The sequence below is a fragment of the Amycolatopsis sp. NPDC049253 genome, from assembly GCF_040678995.1.
GTDB lineage: Bacteria > Actinomycetota > Actinomycetes > Mycobacteriales > Pseudonocardiaceae > Amycolatopsis.
In genome coordinates, this window is sequence record NZ_JBFAQX010000002.1 from 253,883 (window position 1) to 272,379 (window position 18,497).

Consider the following 18,497-nt stretch of genomic DNA (forward strand, 5'->3'; position numbering starts at 1 on the left):
CCGCCCGGACGACTCCGGACGGGACCGCTCGTTTCCTGTTGTCGTGCCTAGATCTTCGGCAATGCCACGTCGGTCACCGTGGCTTCTCCCGCCCTGACCTTGGTCTGGCGGAACTGCGGCTGGTAGCCGTTGGCGGCGACGGTGACCACCAGCGGGTTGTAGCCCTTGTCCAGCCACAGCCGGTAGTGGCCGTGCGCGTCCGTCTTCAGGGTGTACGACACCTGGCCGCACACTCCGTTGTGGACCATTGTGCAGACCTGCACCGTGGCGTTGGCGATCGGTGCTCCGGACGCGGTGTCGGTCACGTCACCTGAGAGCTCACCCCACGTCTTGGGCGGCGTGGCCTGCAGCGAGACGGGGAGGGCCGCCACGGCGTACGGGGTGTCCGTGTCGAACGCGACCGTCGCCGTGTACTTGCCCGGCTGGGTGACCTTGCCCGAGTCGGCCGTCACCGTGACCTTGGCGCTGGCGCCGGGAGCGAGGTCCAGCTCGGTGCTGCTCTCCGAGAGCCAGCCGGCGTCGTCGTCGCCACACTGGTCGTACCCGGGCAACGCCGCCGTGGTGCGCAGGGTCGGGACGAACGAACCGACCTGGTACAGCGCGCAGGCACCGCGGCCACCGCCGTAGAACGCCTGCGGCAGATCCGGCAGCGACGACCACTTGTCACTCACCGGGTCGTACTCGATGGTGTGCGCGGTCTCGTCGATCGGCCTACTGGGCGCGTCACCGCCGATGAACCCGCCGGCCAGCTGCAAGCGGCCGTTCGCCCCACTGTAGATGCCTTGCGACACCGCGTACGGCGCGTCGGCCACCTGGGTCCACGTGCCGGTGCCGGGCTTGAACACGTAGGTCGAGCGGGTGTTCCCGCCACCGGCCACGTAACCGCCGGCGCACACGAGTTCGCTCTGGATGCCCGCGCAGGCCGCGTCGCTCTGGGCCACCGGGTAGTCCGGGAGCGCCGACCAGGTGTTGTGCGCCGGGTCGTAGACGAACACCGACTTCACCGGGTCCGAGCCGCACTTGCTCGCACAGCCGCCGACCACGTACAGCTTCCCGCCCAGGGTGGCCGCCGTGGCACCGAAGAGCTTCACCGGCAGATCGGCCATCCGCGACCACGTGTCCGTCTCCGGGTGATAGGCGTACGTCGTGGCCACCTGCGCCGGGATCCCGAGCCCGCCGACGACGTACAGCGATCCGTTCAGGAACGCCGCCGCGCCACGCATGATCGGTTCCGGCATGTCCGCGATCGGTGACCACTGCGCGGTGACCGGGTCGTACACGTAGCCGCGAGCCACGGGCGCGAGCCCGCCCGCGGGCATGCCGCCCGCGGTGTAGACCTTGCCCTGGTACCCGCCGAGCGCGCTCTCGTAGGTGAACTCCGGCACGGTCGCGAGCGGCTGCCAGCCGGCCGTGGCCGACGCGTCGACCGCGGTGAAGCCGGTCGCGTGCTCACCGAGCGAGACGTGCAGCGGTGCCGTGCCCGTGTTCGTGAGCTTGACCGCCTGGCCGCCGGTCTGGCCCATCGACTTGGTCAGGTCCACGGCCTGCGAACCGACCGCGAGCTGTCCCGCCTTGAGCTTGACGTCCTTGCGGGCCACGGAGTTCAGCGCCGTGGTCACCGACAGGGCCGGCGAGGTGTAGCGCGGCGCGGTCGCCGTGTACTGGTGCGCACCGGTCGTGTCGAACAGCTCGTAGAAGCCGTCCGGCAGAGCGGCGTCGTCGGTCGTCGGCATGCTGACGGCCGAGTGGGCCGCCGTGGCGGTGTCGGCCACCGTCACGTCGTCGCGCGCCTCACCGGTGTTGGCGTCGGTGACCACCCCGGCGACCAGGCCGCCCTCGGTCGACGTGCACGAGCCGATCACGACATCGTCCAGCTCGGCCAGCGAACCGCCCTGGCCCTGGTAGTGGAACCGCACGCGCACGGACTGCTTGCCCGCGGCCTGCGGCAATGGGACCGACACCTGCGTCTGCACGACGGCGGTGGTCTGGTGCCACACCGTGCTCCACGTGGCGCCGCCGTCGAGGCTCAGATCCGCGTCGAGCGAGGTGCCGGCATCCGGGACGTAGACGCCGCCGAAGGAGAGCACCGGGGCGCTGTCACCGGTGAGGTCGGACACCGGCGAGACGAGTGTGGTGTCCTCGGGCTTGCCGTCCCGGGTGAACGGGGCCGCGAGGGCGTAGTTGCCGGTGCTGATGAAGTTGTACGCCTCGGTGTTGTCGTCGAACGTCCAGCCGGTCGACGCGGGGTCGGCGTTGCCGATCGTCCACCCGTCCTTCGGGGTGGTGCCGAGCCAGCCGTCGAAGTGCGTCAGCGCGGCGTGGCCGTAACCGAGCGCGCTGCACGCCTGCTGGTCGGCGGTCGCGGTGAAGTTCTGCCGCACGCCAGCGTCGGCGACATTCACCTGCCGGTCGATCGGCGCGTAGCCGGGCTGCACGGCCGAGACGTGCAGCTGGTAGGCGGCACCCTCTGGCAGGTCGACGCTGTAGCGGCCGGAGAACGGGTCGGTGTAGATCGCGCCGCCGGGGTAGCCGTCGACGGTGATCTTCGCGTACAGCGGCCAGCCGTGGCCCGAGCCGTCGGTGACCGTGCCGGACACCGTCTGCGTGGCGATCTTGGCCACGGCGTAGTCGGCGCTCGCCTGCTGGCCGTCCACGATGGACAGTTCGCCACCGCCGTTCTCGTAGCCGAAGCGGGTGACCGAAACCTGGTAGGAGTCGGCGGCCACGGCGAGGTGGTAGCCACCCTGGGCGTCGGTCGTGGCGTGGTAGACGTTGCCGGTCCCCTGGCCGGTGGCGGTCACTGTGGCGCCCGCGATCGGCGTGCCCGCGCTGTCGCGGACGTGGCCGGTCACCGTGCCTTGCGGGGTGTAGGCGAGGGTGGCCACGCCGTGGGGCGAGCCGAGGCCGGTCGGGCCGTCCCAGCCCGGGCCGGCGGTGCACAGGACCGTCGCGCACGAGCCGTTGGTGCCCTCGGTGACGTCGTAGAGGTCGTTGCCGTGGTTGAAGTAGGCGTAGGTCGCGGGGTTCGTCCCCGGCCGCGGGTCGCCGGCGAGGGCGAACATCGAAGCGATCAGCGGCGACGACAGGCTCGTGCCGCCCACCTGGCCCCAGCCGCCGGTCTTGCCCGAATCGTAGATCGCGAAGCCGCTCGCCGGGTCGGCGATGGCGGAGACGTCGGCGACGGCGCGGTTCGCGCAGCCGGTGGCCAGCTCCTGCTGGTACTCGGGCTTCGGCTCGTACGGGGAACACCCGGAACCGGCACCGGACCAGGCCTGCTCGCTCCAGCCACGCGGGTTCGCGGGGTCGCGGTAGAGGTTCGTGCCGCCGGCGGCGACCACGTTCGGGTTCGCGGCCGGCCAGCCCTGCAGGCCGTAGGCGTGGTCGCCGGTCGAGGCGACCATCGCGACGCCGGGCACGGTGTAATGCGAGTCGAGCGTGCCTTCTTCGGGGTCCTCGCCGTCGATGCCGTAGGAGTTGGAGATGAACTTCGCGCCCAGGCGCACGGCGGTGTCCACTCCCACCACGATGTCGTTCGGGCTCGTGGAAGCGCCCTCGACCAGCAGGATGTGGCACGCGGGGCAGGCGGCCGAGACGGCGTCGAGGTCGAGTGCGGTCTCCTGCGCCCAGCCGTCGTCGTCGGCCGGGTAGTTCACGCCGCCGTTCTGGTCCACCTTCCGGAAGCAGCCGTTGTCCGTGGTGCATGGCGGGAGGCCGTACTGCGCGCGGTAGACGGCGAGGTCGGCTTCGGCGTGGGAGTCGCCGAGCGCGTCGATGATGGCGACGGTCTTGCCCGCACCGCCGTCGGGCAGGTCGTAGGCGGCCTTGATGTCGGCCGGGCCGAGCGAGTCCGGCAGGGGGCCGGTGTTGCTGATCAGCGGGCGCAGGTCCTTGCCCGCCTTGAACAGCGAGTTGCACGTGACGGTGTGCGGCTTCGGCTTGGCGGGGTTGCAGCCGGTCGGGGCGTAGAACGCCTTGGGCGCCTTCGCGGGGGTCTTGCCGGCGACCGTCCGGGTGGCTTTGCCGGCGGCGACGGGCTTCGCGTCGCCGGAGGTGTTGGCCGCGTCGAGCACGCCCTGTCCGGCGGCGGCCAGTGCGTTCGCGGCGTTCGCGGACGGTTGCTGTGGTGTCGTGGCGGGTTGGGTGGTGCCGACGACCAGCGCCAGGCCGGCCAGCACCGGGAGGATGAGCGCCAGCAGGCGCCCCCGGGGGACTCTCAAGAGATGACCTTTCCGTTCGCCCGGGCAGTCACAGGGGTTCGTACCCCGCGGGCAGGTCGCGCCCGCCTTCGTCGGCTGCCCGGTCGGACCGTTCGCCGGGCGCCGGTGCGGCGTCGGCGGGATCCGCGGTGGAGGGGTGGGGATCCGTTCCCGCGCCGGGCCGGGGTGCCACGGTGCCGTCCACCGGACGGTCATCGCCGGGTCTCGTCGCGTTCACCGGCGAAGTATCGGGGCGCGCACGCTGCGTTCGCGATTGGGCGGATGACCTAATCTCCCGCCCGCGCTTGTTTAGTCCACCGCTGGTTCAGTCCGCTGTCGCCGGGGTGATGCCGGCCTGGGTGGCGCTCACCGCGAGGGCCGTGCGGGAGGACACGCGGTGTTTGCGCATCGCGGAGTTCAGCTGGGCCGCCACGGTTTTCGGGGAACGGGACAGGACCTGGGCGATCTCCGGGTTGGTGAGGCCCGTCAGCAGGAGCCGCACGACTTCCAGCTCGCGCGGGGACAGCTGGTCGCCGTAGCCGCGGCGGCCGCCGCGCCACACGGCGGCGCCGGGGAGGTGGGCGCGGACCCGGGAGGCGGCGGTGGCGGCACCCAGGGCGACGCAGTCGGCGAGCACCGACTCCAGCTGTTCCCCCGCAGCGGCCCTCGAACCGCCGGCCAGCAGGCACAATGCCGCGCGTTCGCGGGCGAGCAGGGCGTCGTACGGCCGCGGCAGCGCGGCCCACACGGCGGCGGCGTCGGCCCACTCCCGTGCGGCGCCGATGTGGTCACCCGCGGCCTCGGTGAGCACAGCCCGGCACCAGTGGACCGCGCCCGTCTCACCGGGGTAGCCGGCGGCGAACTCGGCAGCCACGGCCGAGGCCTCGGGGACCCGCCCGGCCGCGACCAGCGCTTCCACCCGCACCGGCGCCAGCTCCGCCGCCCACAGCCAGATCTGCTTGCGCGCCACCACGGCCATCGGTTCCTCGGTGACCGCCAGCGCCGGCTCGGGGCGCCCGGCCGCGAGGTGCAGCCGGGCCAGCGCCGCGGCCGGTTCGAGCGGCATGTCGACAATCCCGCGGTGCCGGGCGGCGTCGAGCACCAGCGTCAGCTTGCGCTCGACCTCGGCCTCGCTGCCGGGCTCGGTGGCCGACTGCAGCAGCGCGCCCACCAGCGTCGTGTCCAGCTGGATCAGCGGTTCCTCCGCGAGATCCGCGAACTCCGCGGCCCGCGAGGCCAGCCCGTGCCACGAACCGGTCAGCCAGTCGAGCCGGATCAGCGTCGCGAGCCCCATGTCGCGCAACCGCTGCAAACCCTGCCGCTCGGCCAGCTCGACGGACCGGGTCAGCTTGGCGCGCGCGTCGGCGTAGCGGCCCCAGTGCAATCCGGCGTCGCCGTAGTTGAGCAGGCCCCGGGTGATCTGCAGCGGATCGTGGGTGTCGTCCGCGGGCAGGGTGTCCGCGACCGTCCAGCCGGCTTCGTCGCCCATCTCGAGCAACGCCGTCGCGCGGTCGACGGTGAATGACAGCCGCTCGCCCTCCGGCACGGCCGAGCGCACGACGGCGTCGGCGCGGTCGAGCCATTCGCGGTGCGCCTGGATGGGCCACGACGCTCCGGCGGGCCGGCCGAGCACGGACATCGCCTGCGCCGCAGCGGCCGGGTTGTCCGCCAGATCGGGGATCGCACGGGCGATTTCGGCGGCACCTTCGGCGTAGTCGCCGGCGTGCATCAGCAACCGGCCCAGCTGGCTGCGGATTTCCGCGCTCTCGCGCCGGTCGAGCACGGCACTGTCGAGCACTCCGCGCACCGTCCGCACGAGATCGACCCGGCCGAGGTAGCCGGTGAACGCGAACAGCGGCGTCTTGCGGGTCAGCCGCGCCACGGCCGTCGGCGGCAACGCGGGCGAGGCGAGCAGGCCGTGGAGGAAGGTCACGGCGGTGTGGTGGTCGCCGGACGCGAGCGCGAGATCCGCCGCGCGTTCCGCGTACTCGCACCACTTCTCCGTCTCCCCCGCTTCGCGGAAGTGGTGCGCCAGCACGGCGACCGGCGCCGGGTCCCACGCCGACAGCGCCTTGCCCGAACGCCGGTGCAGCTCGCGGCGTTCGCGCCCGCCGATGCCGTCGTACACGGCCTTCGCGGCCAGCAGGTGCCGGAAGCCGAGGCGCCCGCGTTCGTCCTCGACGAGCAGACCGCTGCGCGCGGCCTCGTCGATCGCCGGGTCGGCGCGCCGGGCCGGCAGCCCGCAGACCTCGACGACGTCGCGTTCGGCCGCGGGGGTCGCGAGCACCGCGCACGCCCGCAGCACCGCCTGGGCGTCGGGCGTGAGCCGCACGAGGCGTTCGGCCAGCGCGTCGCGGATCGTCGGCGGCACGGCGATCTCGGTGAGCGACCGCCGGATCCACTCGCCGCCCTGGCGGATGAGGTCGGCGCGGTCGCGCAGCAGCCGGACGGATTCCTCCAACGCGAACGGGATCCCGTCGGTGTGCCGGTGCAGGAACCGCGCGAACGGCTCCGAGACGCGCTCGTCGCCCAGCATGGACGAGACCAGCTGCGCGGTCTGCGCCACGTCGAGCGCGCCGAGGGTGATGCGCGGGTAGCGCGAGGAAAGCCGCAGCAGCAGGCTGTCGTCGCCGACCTCGTCGGGCCGGTAGGTGAGCACGAGCCCCGGCCGCTGCTCCTGCCGGGCGGCGAGGAAGAGCAGGAACTCCAGCGTGGTCTCGTCGGCCCAGTGCACGTCTTCGACCACGAGCACGTCGACGTCGATGCGGTCGAGCAGCTCGGCCAGCGCGCGCAGCAGCCGGTGCCGGGCCGCGCCCGCGTCGGCCAGCGCCTCCGGAGCCGGGGGCAGGTCCCATTCGGGGAACAGCGGCCGCAGCGTGCCGGCCAGCGGGCTCAATCGCAGGCCGGCGACGCCGGGGCGGGCCTGGCGCAGCGCGTCGACGATCGGGCCGAGGGTGAGCGCCTCCCGCAGCGGCGGGCAGCGCGCGACGAGCACGCCACGCTCCGGCAGCAGTTCCCGCACGAGCCGGCTCTTGCCGATGCCGGCCTCGCCCGAGACCAGCACCACGCCCGGCGGCGACGCGAGCGCGGCGGCGAGGCGGGTGAGCTCGTCGTCACGGCCGATGAGCCGGGGTGTGCCGACCGCGGGGAGGTCACGCCCGTCCGCTGCCACGTGTACTCCCGCTCGCCTCGCCGATCACCGCTGGATTCTCGGCACGTCGGCCCCGCGCGGGCAAGCGATCCGGACCGTGATTCACACTGCTGTCACACGTTTCCGACAAAAACCGACACGACGCGCGCAAGTGGCGCAGCGCCGTCGGCCGATCGGCGCAACCGTCCGAAGTGGACCGCTCAGGACGACGGCGCGATCTCCGCGGAGTCGCTGAGCCGCAGCTTGCGCCGCGCCCGCTGGAAGAACGTGGTGCGGCCCAGCCGCACCACGCGGGCAGCGCTCGGGCGGGCGCACAGTTCGATGCGCTCGCCGGGCTGCACGTAGCCCTCGACGATCCCGTCGACCTCCACCGCCAGCCGGCCGCTGTGGGGCAGCACCTCGAGCGCCAGCGTGTCGTCGACCGAGAGCACCACGCCGCGGCCGTACGCGGAGTGCGGCGCGGCCGGCGTGACCAGCAGCGCCTCCACGGCGGGGCTCGTGATCGGGCCTCCGGCGGAGAAGCTGTAGGCCGTGGAGCCGGTGGGCGTCGCGACGATGACCGCGTCGGCCGCGTAGCTCACGAACTGCTCCTCGTTCACGCGCACCGCGACCAGCGCCGAGCCGTCGCCGGGCACGCGGACCACGGCGACGTCGTTGAACGCCGTCACGGTCCGGCCGCCGATCACCGCGTCGACCGCCAGGCGCGGCTCGACGGTGAACTCGTGCGCGTCGATCATGGACAACGCGCCGGGCAGGTCCGGCACGTCGACCTCGGCCAGGAAACCGAGCTTGCCGAGGTTCACGCCCAGCACGGGGGCGCGCTGCCCGTCGGCCAGCCGCATGGCGCGCAGCATCGTGCCGTCGCCGCCAAGACTCACCAGCAGATCGGACTGGGTGGCGAGCTCCTCCGCCGACACCCCCACCGCCTTGCAGTCCAGGCGCACGATCTCCTCGGCGATGCCGAGGATCTTGATCCCGCGGTTCGCGGCCCACCCGAGGACGGCCTCGACCGCCGGGGCGGAGTCCCGCTTCGGGTGCAGTACCAGTCCGGCCGAGTGCATGTCAGCGCTCTGCCGCTGCGAGAAGCACGGCCGGTCCGGGGCGCACTGGCTGTTCGGGAAGCATGAGCCAAGTCTGCCCGGATCGGACGGCTTTGGCGAGCCCCGCCTAAGCTGGGCGTTCGTGATCGAGAGTGCGCGCGGCGCGGCCGCCAACTGGGCGGGAAACCTCACCTACGGCGCCCGTGAGGTGCTGACCCCGCGGACGCTCGACGAGGCCCGCGAGCTCGTCGCCGGCGCGGAGCGGATCAAGGCGCTCGGCAGCCGCCACAGCTTCAACGACGTGGCCGACAGCCCCGGTGGCGTGCAGCTGGATCTGTCGGGTGTGTCCGGTCCGCCGTCGCTGGACACCCGGGCGGCCACCGTGACCGCCGGGGGCTCGGTTCGCTACGGCGACCTCGTGACCCACCTCGACCACGCCGGCTTCGCCCTGGAGAACCTGGCGTCGCTGCCGCACATCACCGTGGCCGGCAGCGTCGCCACCGGCACCCACGGCTCGGGCGAACGCCACCCCGGCCTGGCCGCGGCCGTCTCCGCGCTGGAACTGCTGACCGCCGACGGCTCACTGCTGACCTTCACCCGCGGCGACGCCGACTTCGCCGGGGTCGTCGTCGGCGTCGGCGCCCTCGGCGTGGTGACCCGGCTGACGCTCGACCTGGTCCCGTCGTTCACCGTGCGCCAGGACGTGTTCGACGACCTGCCGTGGTCCGCCGCGGTCGAGCACTTCGACGAGATCCAGGCGGCCGGGTACAGCGTCAGCCTGTTCACCAACTGGGCCCGCGATGTCGTCGACCAGGTCTGGCTGAAGAACCGGACCGAGACCGAGGCCCCTGGTTCGCTGCCCGCTGTCCCGGCTTCGCTGTTCGGCGCCGTTCCCGCCGACGGTCCCCGCCACCCCGCCCACGCCGCCGGCGTGCCGGCCGGCAACACCACCGCCCAGCTCGGCGCGCCCGGCCCCTGGTACGACCGCCTGCCCCACTTCCGCCTCGGCTTCACCCCGAGCGTCGGCGCCGAACTCCAGACCGAGTACTTCGTGCCCCGCGCCGCCGCCCCCGCCGCCCTCGAGGCCCTGCGCGGCATCGGCGACCGCATCGCCCCGCTGCTCCTGGTGTCCGAAGTCCGCACCATCGCCGCCGACGACCTGTGGCTCAGCCCTTCCTCGGGCCGCGACAGCGTGGCGATCCACTTCACCTGGCTCCCCCGTCAGCCCGAGGTCGAGGCCCTCCTGCCGACCATCGAGTCCACCCTCGCCCCCTTCGCCCCCCGCCCCCACTGGGGCAAGCTCTTCCACGGCGAGGCACTCGACCTGGCCCACCCGCGATCGGCCGACTTCCGCTCCCTGGCGGCCCGCCTGGACCCCGCGGGGAAGTTCCGCAACCCGTTCCTGGACCGGCACGTCTTCGGCAGCTGACCCTCGGCTGACCGCTCGCCCCCGTCGATCACGAGGGGGGCGAGCCTCCGCGTGCCCTGAGTTCCGCTGATCACAGTCGGCAGTCTCAATAGCAGGCGTATGCAACTATTGTCAGCGACGGTAGTTGTCCACGCTTCAGGAGGAAGTCCCATGCCGCTCGCCCTGCTCGCGCTGGCCATCGGCGCGTTCGGCATCGGCACGACGGAGTTCGTGATCGCCGGCCTGCTGCCCGAGGTGGCGGCCGATTTCGGGGTGTCCATCCCGGCCGCGGGGTGGCTGATCACCGGGTACGCGCTGGGGGTGGCGGCCGGGGCGCTGCCGATGACGGCGCTCGGCACCCGGATGCGGCGAAAGCACCTGCTGCTCCTGCTGATGGGGGTGTTCATCGTCGGCAACGCGTTGTCGGCGCTGGCTCCGAGCTACGGGGTGCTGCTGGCCGGGCGGATCGTCGCGGCGCTGACGCACGGGGCGTTCTTCGGGGTCGGCGCGGTGGTGGCCGCGGACCTCGTCAAGCCCGAAAAGAAGGCCAGCGCCATCGCGTTGATGTTCACCGGGCTGACGCTGGCCAACGTGCTCGGCGTGCCGCTGGGCACGTTCATCGGGCAGGGCCTGGGGTGGCGTGCGACGTTCTGGGTGGTCGCCGGGCTGGGTGTGCTCGGTCTGGCGGGCGTCGCGGCGCTGGTGCCCGACACGCCGCGGCCCGCGAACGCCCGCATCGGCGCGGAGTTCGCCGTGTTCCGCCACGCGCGGGTGTGGCTGGCGGTCGGCACGACGATCCTGGGTTTCGGCGGGGTGTTCGCCAGCTTCACCTACATCGCGCCCATGATGACCGAGGTCGCGGGTCTCCCGGGCAGTGCGGTGAGCTGGCTGCTGGTGCTGTTCGGTGTCGGGCTGGTGCTCGGCAACCTCGTCGGCGGCAAGTTCGCCGACCGCGCGCTGATGCCCACGCTGTACACGGTCCTCGTCGCGCTGGCCGTGGTGCTCGCGGTGTTCGCGTTCACCGCCCACGCGGCCGTGCCCGCGATCGTCACGCTGTTCCTGCTCGGCGGCTTCGGTTTCGCCACCGTGCCGCCGCTGCAGATGCGGATGCTGGCCAGCGCGGAGGCGGCACCCACGGTCGCCAGCGCCGTGAACATCGGCGCGTTCAACCTCGGCAACGCGCTGGCCGCCTGGCTCGGCGGCGTCGTCATCGCGGCGGGCTACGGCTACGCCTCGACCAACTGGGTCGGCGCCGCCATGACGGTGGCCGCCCTCGCGCTGGCCCTCGTCTCGGGAAGGCTGGACCGCGCCGCGACCCGAGAACTCGTGCACTGACCACAGTGGACGCCGCGGGCCCGGCACACTCGCCGGGCCCGCGGCGCAACCGTCACACCAGCTTGCGCAACCGCGAAAGGATCTCCGTGCCGTAGGCCTTCAGGAACCGCTCCTGGTCCGGCCCGGGGGCGTGGAACACCAGGTGCGTGAAGCCCAGGTCGAGGTACCGCTTGATCGCGGCCACGTGCTCGTCCGGGTCGGACGACACGATGAACCGGCTCGCGGCTCGCTCGATCGGCAGCGCGTCGGCCAGCCGCTGCATCTCGACCGGGTCCTCGACACCGGTCTTCTCCTCCGGCTTCAACGCGAGCGCGCCCCAGAACCGCGTGTCCTGCAACGCGCGGTCGGCGTCCGCGTCGAACGAGACCTTGACCTCGATCATCATGTCCACGTCGCCGACCGCCCGGCCCGACTGCTCGACGCCTTCGCGCACGGCGGGCAGCAGGGTGTCCGTGTACAGCGACGGCGCCTTGCCACTCGTGGTGATGAACCCGTCGCCCCGCCGGCCCGCGAGCCGCGTGGCCGCCGGGCCGGAGCCCGCGATGTACAGCGGCACCGGCACGTCCGGCCGGTCGTACACGGTGGCCTTCTCGGTGCGGTAGTGCGCGCCCTCGAAGTCCACGCGCTCCTCGGTCCACAGGCGGCGGATGAGCTCGATCGCCTCCTTCAGCCGCGCGAAGCGCACCTTCGGCTCCGGCCACTCGATGCCGAGCGGGGCCTCGTTCATCGACTCGCCCGACCCGATGCCCAGCACCACGCGGCCCGGGAACAGGCACCCGAGCGTGGCGAACGCCTGCGCCACCACCGCCGGGTGGTAGCGGAACGTGGGCGTGAGCACACTCGTGCCGAGCACCACCCGCTGCGTCGCCGAACCGAGCGCACCCAGCCACGGCAGCGCGGCCGGCGCGTGACCGCCGTCGTGGCGCCACGGCTGCAGGTGGTCGCTCACGAACACCGAGTCGAACCCGTTCTCCTCGGCCAGCACGCCGTAGCGCAGCAGCTCCGCCGGCGCGAACTGCTCCGCCGACGCCTTGTACCCGAACCTCACCACTGGACTCGTCCCTTCTCAGACGCCCGCGTTCACCTTGCCGATGATCTCCGACCCGAGCAGCTCGATCTGATCGAACCACCGATCGAACTTGAACCGGAAGTCGAACACCAGGTGCTCCACCCCGGTCGCGGCGAAGCGGTCGATCTCTTCCAGTGCATCTTCGGGGGTACCGACGATGAGCTGCCCTGAGAGATCCTTCACGGTCTCGAACGTGCCCGACGGCGGCTTCACCGCGAACTTCGCCTTGTTCGCCCAGGCCAGCAGGCCCGGGACGTTCACGTGCTTCACCGCCTCCTCGTACGTGCGCTCGATCGACGTGGGCGGGATCACGGCCACGGTCGGCATCGTGCGCCCGGCCTCCTCCGACAGCTCCCGCATGGTCGTCACCCGCTTGTCCAGCGTCGCCATCGAAATCCGGCCCGGCATCCAGCCGTCGCAGAACTCGACCGCGAGCCGGGCCGAACGCGGGGTGGCGCCGCAGTACCAGAACGGTACCCGCCCGCCCAGCGGCTTCGGCTCGATCGTGATGTCGCTGAACGAGAAGTTCGCGTCCGAGTAGGTCACGTCGTTCTCGGTGAACACCCGCTTGAAAATCTCGGCGTTGGAGCGCACGAGCTCCACCCGGTCGCGCTCGCCCCACTCGATGGCCTCGAACTCGTGGTCGAACGTGCCGGCCCCGAACCCGAGGATGACGCGTGGGCCGAACAGCTGCGTCATCGTGCCCGTCATCAGGGCCGTGACCAGCGGGTGCCGGAACGGGATCAGCGAACCCGTGCCCAGCTCGATGCGCTCGGTCACGGCGCCGATCGCCGTGAGCGTGGTGAGCGCGTCGTAGAACGTGCGGTTGGGCTTCTCCATCTCGCCGTGCGGTTCGAACACCAGGTGGTCACGCACCCAGACCGAGTCGAACCCGGCCTTCTCGGCCATGATCGCGCCCTGGAGCACGTTGTCGCGCGAGGCGTGCTCGCCGAAATGCGGGAGCAGCAGTCCGAACTTCATGCGTTCTGCACCTTTCCTGACACCGCCTGCTTGCCGTGCCCGGCCTCGCCGGTCACCTTGCCGTCCGCGTACACCTCGGTGCCGCGCACGTAGGTCTGCTCGATGCCGGCCGTGAGCTGCCGGCCGTCGTACGGGGTCCAGCCGATCTTCGAGAGCACGCCGTCGTTCGTGATGGTCCACGGCGCGTCGAGGTCCGCGATCACGAAGTCCGCGTCGCAGCCCGGGGTCAGCGCGCCCTTCACACCCTGCAGGCCGAACTTCGCGGCCGGCGCGCCGGCGACGAGCTCCACCGCGCGGTCGAGCGTGAGCAAGCCCTTGTTTACCGCGTCGAGCGCGAGCGGGTAGAAGTACTGGATGCCGGGGGTTCCCGTGTGGGAGCTCCACATCTGCGTCCAGCCGATCTCCTTCTCCTCGCGCGTGTGCGGCGCGTGGTCGGAGGAGAACATGTCGATCGTGCCGTCGCGCAGGCCCTCCCACACGGCTTCGCGGCCGTCGTCGGGCACCCAGTAGGACAGCGCGTACGGGCCGAGCTTCTCCACATCGTCCCAAGTGGACAGGAACGGCAGCCAGTGGTTGACCTCGCACGTCACGTCCACGCCGTGCTCGCGAGCCCGGCGGACCGCCTCGACCGAGCGGCGCGTCTGGATGTGCGCGAGGTGCACCTTGCAGCCCGAGGCCTCGGCCAGGCGCAGCACGACCTCGATCGCGGTGTCCCAGATGACGCCGTTGCGGGCGGCGTAGGCCGACGCGTAGCCCTGCGGCGTGTTTTCCCCGCGGGCCAGGTATTCGCCCTCGATGTAGTCCATCAGGGACTGGTCGTGCGGGTGGATGATGAAGCGCTTACCGGTCTTGGCGATGGTGTCCATCATGCGCAGCAGGTCGCCGTGCCCGTGCATGCCGGTGCCGGCCGGGTGCGGGTAGGTGCGGCCGGTGTCCACGACCATGTAGATCTTGTACGCGTTCACGCCCATCGCGGCCATCGGCGCGATCTCGTCGGGTTGCGTGGCCGCCGGGTTGTGGTTCCAGTCCACGATGGACTTCTCGGCGTAGAGGTCGAACACCTCGCGCAGCGTCTTCGCGGTGGTGGTCGGCGGGTTCAGGTTCGGCATCCCGAAGATCGTGGTGACGCCGCCCGCGGCCGCCTGCAGCGAGGTCGTGTAGATGTCCTCCTTGTGCTCGAACCCGGGCTCGCGGGTGTGCACGTGGACGTCGACCATGCCGGGCAGCACCAGCTTCCCGGTGGCGTCGACCGTGCGACCGACGTCGGCGACCTCGACGGAGCCGGACACGACCCCGACGACCTTGCCCTCGTTCACCAGCAGGTCGCCGTCCACGGCGCCGCCGGGCAGCTGCACCCGGCCGCCGCTCACGCGCAGATCGATGCTCATGCCTTCACCTCCACTACGGCCGGGTGTCCGCCCGGCCGGCTCGAACGCACGACCACATCGGCCGGGCGGAGATACTGCTCGAACCACGCGACGATGCGAGGCGTCGTCGCGGTCCAGTACTTGTCGTAGGCGGCGTAATGGCTCGTGTGCCGCTGCATGATCAGTTCCTTCGGCCCGCGCGCGGCTTCGTAGATCCGCTCGGCGTGGTCGGTGGGCGTGGTGGCGTCGTTCTCCACCCCGATCACGAGCAGCGGCGTGTCCAGCGTCGCCGCCGCCTCGGCCGGCCGGTAGGCGATGATCTCCTCCGCCGCCGCCAGGCGCACCTGCTTCGGCACGCGTCCGTCCACATCGGACTTGACACTCGTGGCCCGGCGCTCCGAGGTCGGCACCATGATCTCTTCCCGCGGGTTCACGAGCTTGCCCACGCCGTGCAACGTCCGCTCGCGCCGGTCGGCGTCCAGCTCCGCCAGGAAGTCGAGCCACTGGTACTCGCTGCGCATCCGGTGCAGCCAGTCGCCGCCGTCGGCCACGGGCAGCTGGCTCACCGCCGCCCGCACCCGCGGGTCGACGGCGGCGAGCAGCACCGCGTTGCCCCCGCCCGTGCCGCCGCTGCCGAACACGCCGATCGAGTCGGGCAGCACGTCGGGCCGCGCCTCGGCGTAGGTGACGGCGCTGCGCAGGTCGGCCAGCTGGCGGGCCGGCGACAGCAGCTCCGGGTCGCCCTCGGAGTCGCCGAAGCCGCGGTAGTCGAACACCAGCACGGCGAACCCGGCGTCGGTGAGCGCCTGGTGGTAGCGCACGTAGAGCTTCGCGTCCTTCAGGCCCATCCAGCCCGGGCCCTGCACGACGACGCGGTAGGGCCCGTCGCCCTCGTCCGGGGTGCGCCACAGCCCGCTGATGCGTTCGCCGTCGCTGAACCAGGAGACCTCGTCAGTTCTCATGCCGTTTCCGTTCACTCCTGCCCGCCGTTTTCCGGGCAGGAGTACCTGCCCGGCGATTCGGCCGGGTTTGCGGACAACGCTGTATTCGATTACGGAACTGTGTTCTGTCGAAGGGAAAGAATTCGGTTACGCGGGGAATTCGCTGTCGGGTTCGCGATCGCTTTCGCCGGAAAGGATCTTGGCGACGCCTTCGCTCACTTCGCGGAGGTGGTCGTGCAGCGCCGCTTCGGCCTTCTCGGCGTCACCGCGCTCGATGTGGTCGACCAGCGTGGTGTGCCGCCCGTGGTGGCTGCGGCTGCCCGACACCCGCCAGCCGAGCAGGTACCGCCCGACGCTGCTGCGAAGGTCCTCGATCAGCTCCACCAGCCGCGGGTTGCGCTCGGCGTCGTAGAGCTCCCGGTAGAACCGCACGCGGACGTCGAGGAAGCCTTCGCCTTCCTCCTCGGAGTCGAGCAGCTCCGCGTTGCGGCGCAGGCTCGCGATCCGGTCCGTGGTCATCGTCTTCATCGACTTGCGCAGCGCATGGGTCTCGAGCAGGTCGCGCAGCTCGTAGATCTCCACGAGCTGCTCGGCCGTCAGCGTCTTCACCACCGCTCCGCGGCGGGGGTGGAACTCCACGAGCCCCTCGGCGTCGAGCCGCAGCAGCGCGGCCCGCACCGGGAGCCGGGACACCCCGATCGCGGTGGCCAGCGCCTCCTGCCGAAGGTGCTCCCCGGGGGCGAACGCCCCGGAGAGCAGCGCCTGGCGCAGGACCTCGTAGACCATGTCGCCGATCGAACGGTAGCCGCTCGACAACCGCGACACGACCTCGTCGAAGCTGGCGCGGCCGGTGATCGCGGACCCCTCCGGGGTGCCGCCTCCCGTACCGCCACCGGCTCCCCCGGACTGACGCTGAGCCATCGTGACCTAGCCTCCCCTCGACCGGCGTGCGCCGGCCGTCAAGCGGTTACCGTTCGACCTGGTTATCCGGACAATCGTATCCTGGATCCATTATCGGACCGACCCGGACGAGTCCTTTCCCACGCGGGCTTTTCACCGGGTCCCGGCGCCGCGGAGGTGGCTCAGTTGATCTTCATGGCCGCCGTCGCCTTGTCCCACGTGGCGGTGTCGACCCACACGGACGTGGCCGGTGCCTTGGTGATCGCGCCGACCTTGTTGGCCAGATCCTCCTGGACCTTCGCCGAAGCCTCGGAGTAGGCGTCCTTCGAAGCGGGGAACGTGTCCGCCGCCTTCAGGGCGTCGTAGGTGCTCGACGCTTCCTTCTCGTCCGCCTTGGCGTAGGCGACCGCGGCCTTGACCCACTGGGCCTTGTCGGTGTTGAAGATCTGCGCCGCCTTGATCCACGCCTGGTCGATCGCCACGGCCAGCGCGCCGTGGCTCGCGAGCCACTGCGGTGAGGTCGCGAGGAACGAGTCCGCCAGCTCCGGCGCGGTCTTCGACATCGTCACGAGGTCGTGGAAGCCGGCCGAGGTCAGCTTCGAGACGTCGGTGGCGTGCGCGAACGTGGCGTCGATGTGGTGGGTGAGCATGGCGCTCACGCGCACCGACGCGCCACCGGCCACGGTCGTGGTGACCGCCTTGGGATCGATGTTGTTCTTCGCCAGCAGGTCGGCGAACATCAGCGCCTCGACACCGTGGACGTTCGAGGTGCCGTAGACGTGACCGGGCAGGTCCTTCATCGAGCTCAGCGAAGGGGCGCCGATGAAGTGGTAGTCCAGCCGCGGCTGGCTCGGCCCGAAGATCTTCAGGCCCGAGTTGATCGACGACGACACGGCGAGCGTGCCGATGTCGGCGTCGCCGGCGAGCAGCACCCGGATGGCCGAGGGGTCGCCGGTCTGGTTGACGATCGTCGCGTCGGCGCCCCAGCTCTTGAGCACCTGCGCCATAAGGGCGATCTTGGTGTCCTCGATTGCGGGGGCGGCGCCGGTGACGATCCGGATGGTGGTGCCCTTGAGGTTCGGCGTGCCGTCGGCCGAGGTCGGCAGCTTGTCGCCGGAGCCGGTGGCCGCGTCGCCGGAGCCGCATGCGGCCGTGAGCGACACGGTGAGCGCGGCGATCGCGCCGACGACGAGCGCCGTGCGGCGCCGCCGCGAAGAGGGAGCGGACATCGCGGACCCTCCTTTCTGGACTGGATCTGACGGTGGGGTGGGGGTTGGGAGTGCGGTTCGAGCAGGAACTTCAGTGCAGGCCGAGCACGATGCCCAGCACGTGGTCGCGCAGCTTCGCCACCTCGGGATCGCCGAGGAGCTCGGCGTGCTTGCGCGGTTTGGGGAACGGGACCTCGACGACATCGCGGACCGAGCCGGGCGAGGTGCCCATCACCACGATGCGGTCGGAGAAGAACACGGCCTCGTCGACGTCGTGCGTCACGAGCACCGTGGTCGCGCCGATGCCTTCGATGATCGTGGCGATGTCCTGCTGCAGCCGGCGCCGGGTGAAGGCGTCGAGCGCGGACAGGGGTTCGTCCATGAACAGCACGTCGGGGTCGCACGCCAGGGCCCTGGCCAGGCCGGCGCGTTGCTGCATGCCGCCGGACAGCGCCGACGGGTAGTAACCCGCGAAATCCTGCAGGTTCGTCAGCTCGAGCTTGGCGTCGATCGCGGCGTCGACCTCCCCGGGCGAGAGCTCCTTGGCCTTCAACGCGAAGACCATGTTCTCGCGCACGGTCTTCCACGGCAGCAGCGCCGGCTCCTGGAACACGAACCCGATCGACCCCGGCACGCCCTGCACGGGGTTGCCGTTGATGCGGATCTGGCCGTCGTCGACCGGGATGAGCCCGGACATCATCCGCAGCAGCGTGGTCTTGCCGCAGCCCGAGGCGCCGATCAGCGAGATGAACTCGCCCTGGCGGATGTCGAAGTGCACGTCGGAGACGGCGAGGAAGCTCTCGGCCTTGCGGCCCGGGCGCTGGTAGCGCTTGGACACGTGCTCGATCTCGATGCAGGCCGTGGGTGCGCTCATGGCGGACCTTTCGTAAACGATGCCGGG

General features: G+C 71.5%; 13 protein-coding genes. 2 read left to right on the forward strand and 11 right to left on the reverse strand.

What is annotated here, in order from left to right; all coding sequences use genetic code 11:
* Positions 1-47 precede the first annotated feature (47 nt).
* The 4 genes from AB0K15_RS05485 to AB0K15_RS05500 all read right to left on the reverse strand — a co-directional run bounded on the left by AB0K15_RS05485 (position 48) and on the right by AB0K15_RS05500 (position 8,408).
* Entirely contained in the window at positions 48-4,217 is a 4,170-nt protein-coding gene (locus AB0K15_RS05485) for a carboxypeptidase regulatory-like domain-containing protein (protein ID WP_364045876.1), read from the reverse strand.
* Between the two features lie 28 nt (positions 4,218-4,245).
* On the reverse strand, positions 4,246-4,434 hold the full coding sequence (locus tag AB0K15_RS05490) for a hypothetical protein (protein ID WP_364045878.1): 189 nt from the start codon (positions 4,432-4,434) through the stop codon (positions 4,246-4,248).
* Between the two features lie 87 nt (positions 4,435-4,521).
* The gene (locus AB0K15_RS05495) at positions 4,522-7,368 is read right to left on the reverse strand and encodes an AAA family ATPase (protein ID WP_364045880.1); all 2,847 of its coding nucleotides are present in this window, start codon (positions 7,366-7,368) and stop codon (positions 4,522-4,524) included.
* Between the two features lie 179 nt (positions 7,369-7,547).
* Complete coding sequence (locus tag AB0K15_RS05500) at positions 7,548-8,408, reverse strand: NAD(+)/NADH kinase (RefSeq protein WP_364045882.1); 861 nt, start codon at positions 8,406-8,408, stop codon at positions 7,548-7,550.
* Positions 8,409-8,529: 121 nt separating this feature from the next.
* Between AB0K15_RS05500 and AB0K15_RS05505 the strand changes: the two genes are divergently transcribed.
* Complete coding sequence (locus AB0K15_RS05505) at positions 8,530-9,816, forward strand: D-arabinono-1,4-lactone oxidase (protein ID WP_364045884.1); 1,287 nt, start codon at positions 8,530-8,532, stop codon at positions 9,814-9,816.
* Positions 9,817-9,966: 150 nt separating this feature from the next.
* Positions 9,967-11,130, forward strand: a complete 1,164-nt coding sequence (locus AB0K15_RS05510; RefSeq protein ID WP_364045886.1) for an MFS transporter — start codon at positions 9,967-9,969, stop codon at positions 11,128-11,130.
* 52 nt (positions 11,131-11,182) lie between these two features.
* Here the strand turns inward: AB0K15_RS05510 and fgd are convergent, their stop codons facing one another.
* The 7 genes from fgd to AB0K15_RS05545 form a co-directional block, all read right to left on the reverse strand.
* Entirely contained in the window at positions 11,183-12,181 is a 999-nt protein-coding gene (gene fgd, locus AB0K15_RS05515) for a glucose-6-phosphate dehydrogenase (coenzyme-F420) (RefSeq protein ID WP_364045888.1), read from the reverse strand.
* 15 nt (positions 12,182-12,196) lie between these two features.
* A complete protein-coding gene (locus tag AB0K15_RS05520; protein ID WP_364045890.1) occupies positions 12,197-13,180 on the reverse strand; it encodes an LLM class flavin-dependent oxidoreductase in 984 nt (327 codons plus the stop codon).
* A complete protein-coding gene (locus AB0K15_RS05525) occupies positions 13,177-14,568 on the reverse strand; it encodes a dihydroorotase family protein (RefSeq protein ID WP_364045892.1) in 1,392 nt (463 codons plus the stop codon). The genes AB0K15_RS05520 and AB0K15_RS05525 overlap by 4 nt, the downstream gene beginning before the upstream one ends.
* Positions 14,565-15,509 carry an alpha/beta fold hydrolase gene (locus tag AB0K15_RS05530; protein ID WP_364045894.1) on the reverse strand — a complete coding sequence of 315 codons (945 nt, stop codon included), beginning with the start codon at positions 15,507-15,509 and terminating at the stop codon, positions 14,565-14,567. Before AB0K15_RS05530 ends, AB0K15_RS05525 begins: the two co-directional genes overlap by 4 nt.
* Positions 15,510-15,635: 126 nt before the next feature.
* Positions 15,636-16,409, reverse strand: coding sequence for a GntR family transcriptional regulator (locus tag AB0K15_RS05535; protein WP_364045896.1), 774 nt, complete (start codon positions 16,407-16,409; stop codon positions 15,636-15,638).
* A 161-nt stretch (positions 16,410-16,570) separates the two neighbouring features.
* On the reverse strand, positions 16,571-17,617 hold the full coding sequence (locus AB0K15_RS05540) for an ABC transporter substrate-binding protein (RefSeq protein ID WP_364045898.1): 1,047 nt from the start codon (positions 17,615-17,617) through the stop codon (positions 16,571-16,573).
* Positions 17,618-17,687: 70 nt separating this feature from the next.
* Positions 17,688-18,470, reverse strand: a complete 783-nt coding sequence (locus AB0K15_RS05545; RefSeq protein WP_364045900.1) for an ABC transporter ATP-binding protein — start codon at positions 18,468-18,470, stop codon at positions 17,688-17,690.
* Positions 18,471-18,497 lie beyond the last annotated feature (27 nt).

Excerpts from the sequence above, each read along its gene's own strand:
- AB0K15_RS05540 (WP_364045898.1), bottom strand. The coding sequence starts at position 17,617 with ATGTCCGCTCCCTCTTCGCGGCGGCGCCGCACGGCGCTCGTCGTCGGC.
- AB0K15_RS05545 (WP_364045900.1), bottom strand. The coding sequence starts at position 18,470 with ATGAGCGCACCCACGGCCTGCATCGAGATCGAGCACGTGTCCAAGCGC.
- AB0K15_RS05520 (WP_364045890.1), bottom strand. The coding sequence starts at position 13,180 with ATGAAGTTCGGACTGCTGCTCCCGCATTTCGGCGAGCACGCCTCGCGC.
- AB0K15_RS05500 (WP_364045882.1), bottom strand. The coding sequence starts at position 8,408 with ATGCACTCGGCCGGACTGGTACTGCACCCGAAGCGGGACTCCGCCCCG.
- AB0K15_RS05530 (WP_364045894.1), bottom strand. The coding sequence starts at position 15,509 with ATGAGAACTGACGAGGTCTCCTGGTTCAGCGACGGCGAACGCATCAGC.
- AB0K15_RS05510 (WP_364045886.1), top strand. The coding sequence starts at position 9,967 with ATGCCGCTCGCCCTGCTCGCGCTGGCCATCGGCGCGTTCGGCATCGGC.
- AB0K15_RS05535 (WP_364045896.1), bottom strand. The coding sequence starts at position 16,409 with ATGGCTCAGCGTCAGTCCGGGGGAGCCGGTGGCGGTACGGGAGGCGGC.
- AB0K15_RS05525 (WP_364045892.1), bottom strand. The coding sequence starts at position 14,568 with ATGAGCATCGATCTGCGCGTGAGCGGCGGCCGGGTGCAGCTGCCCGGC.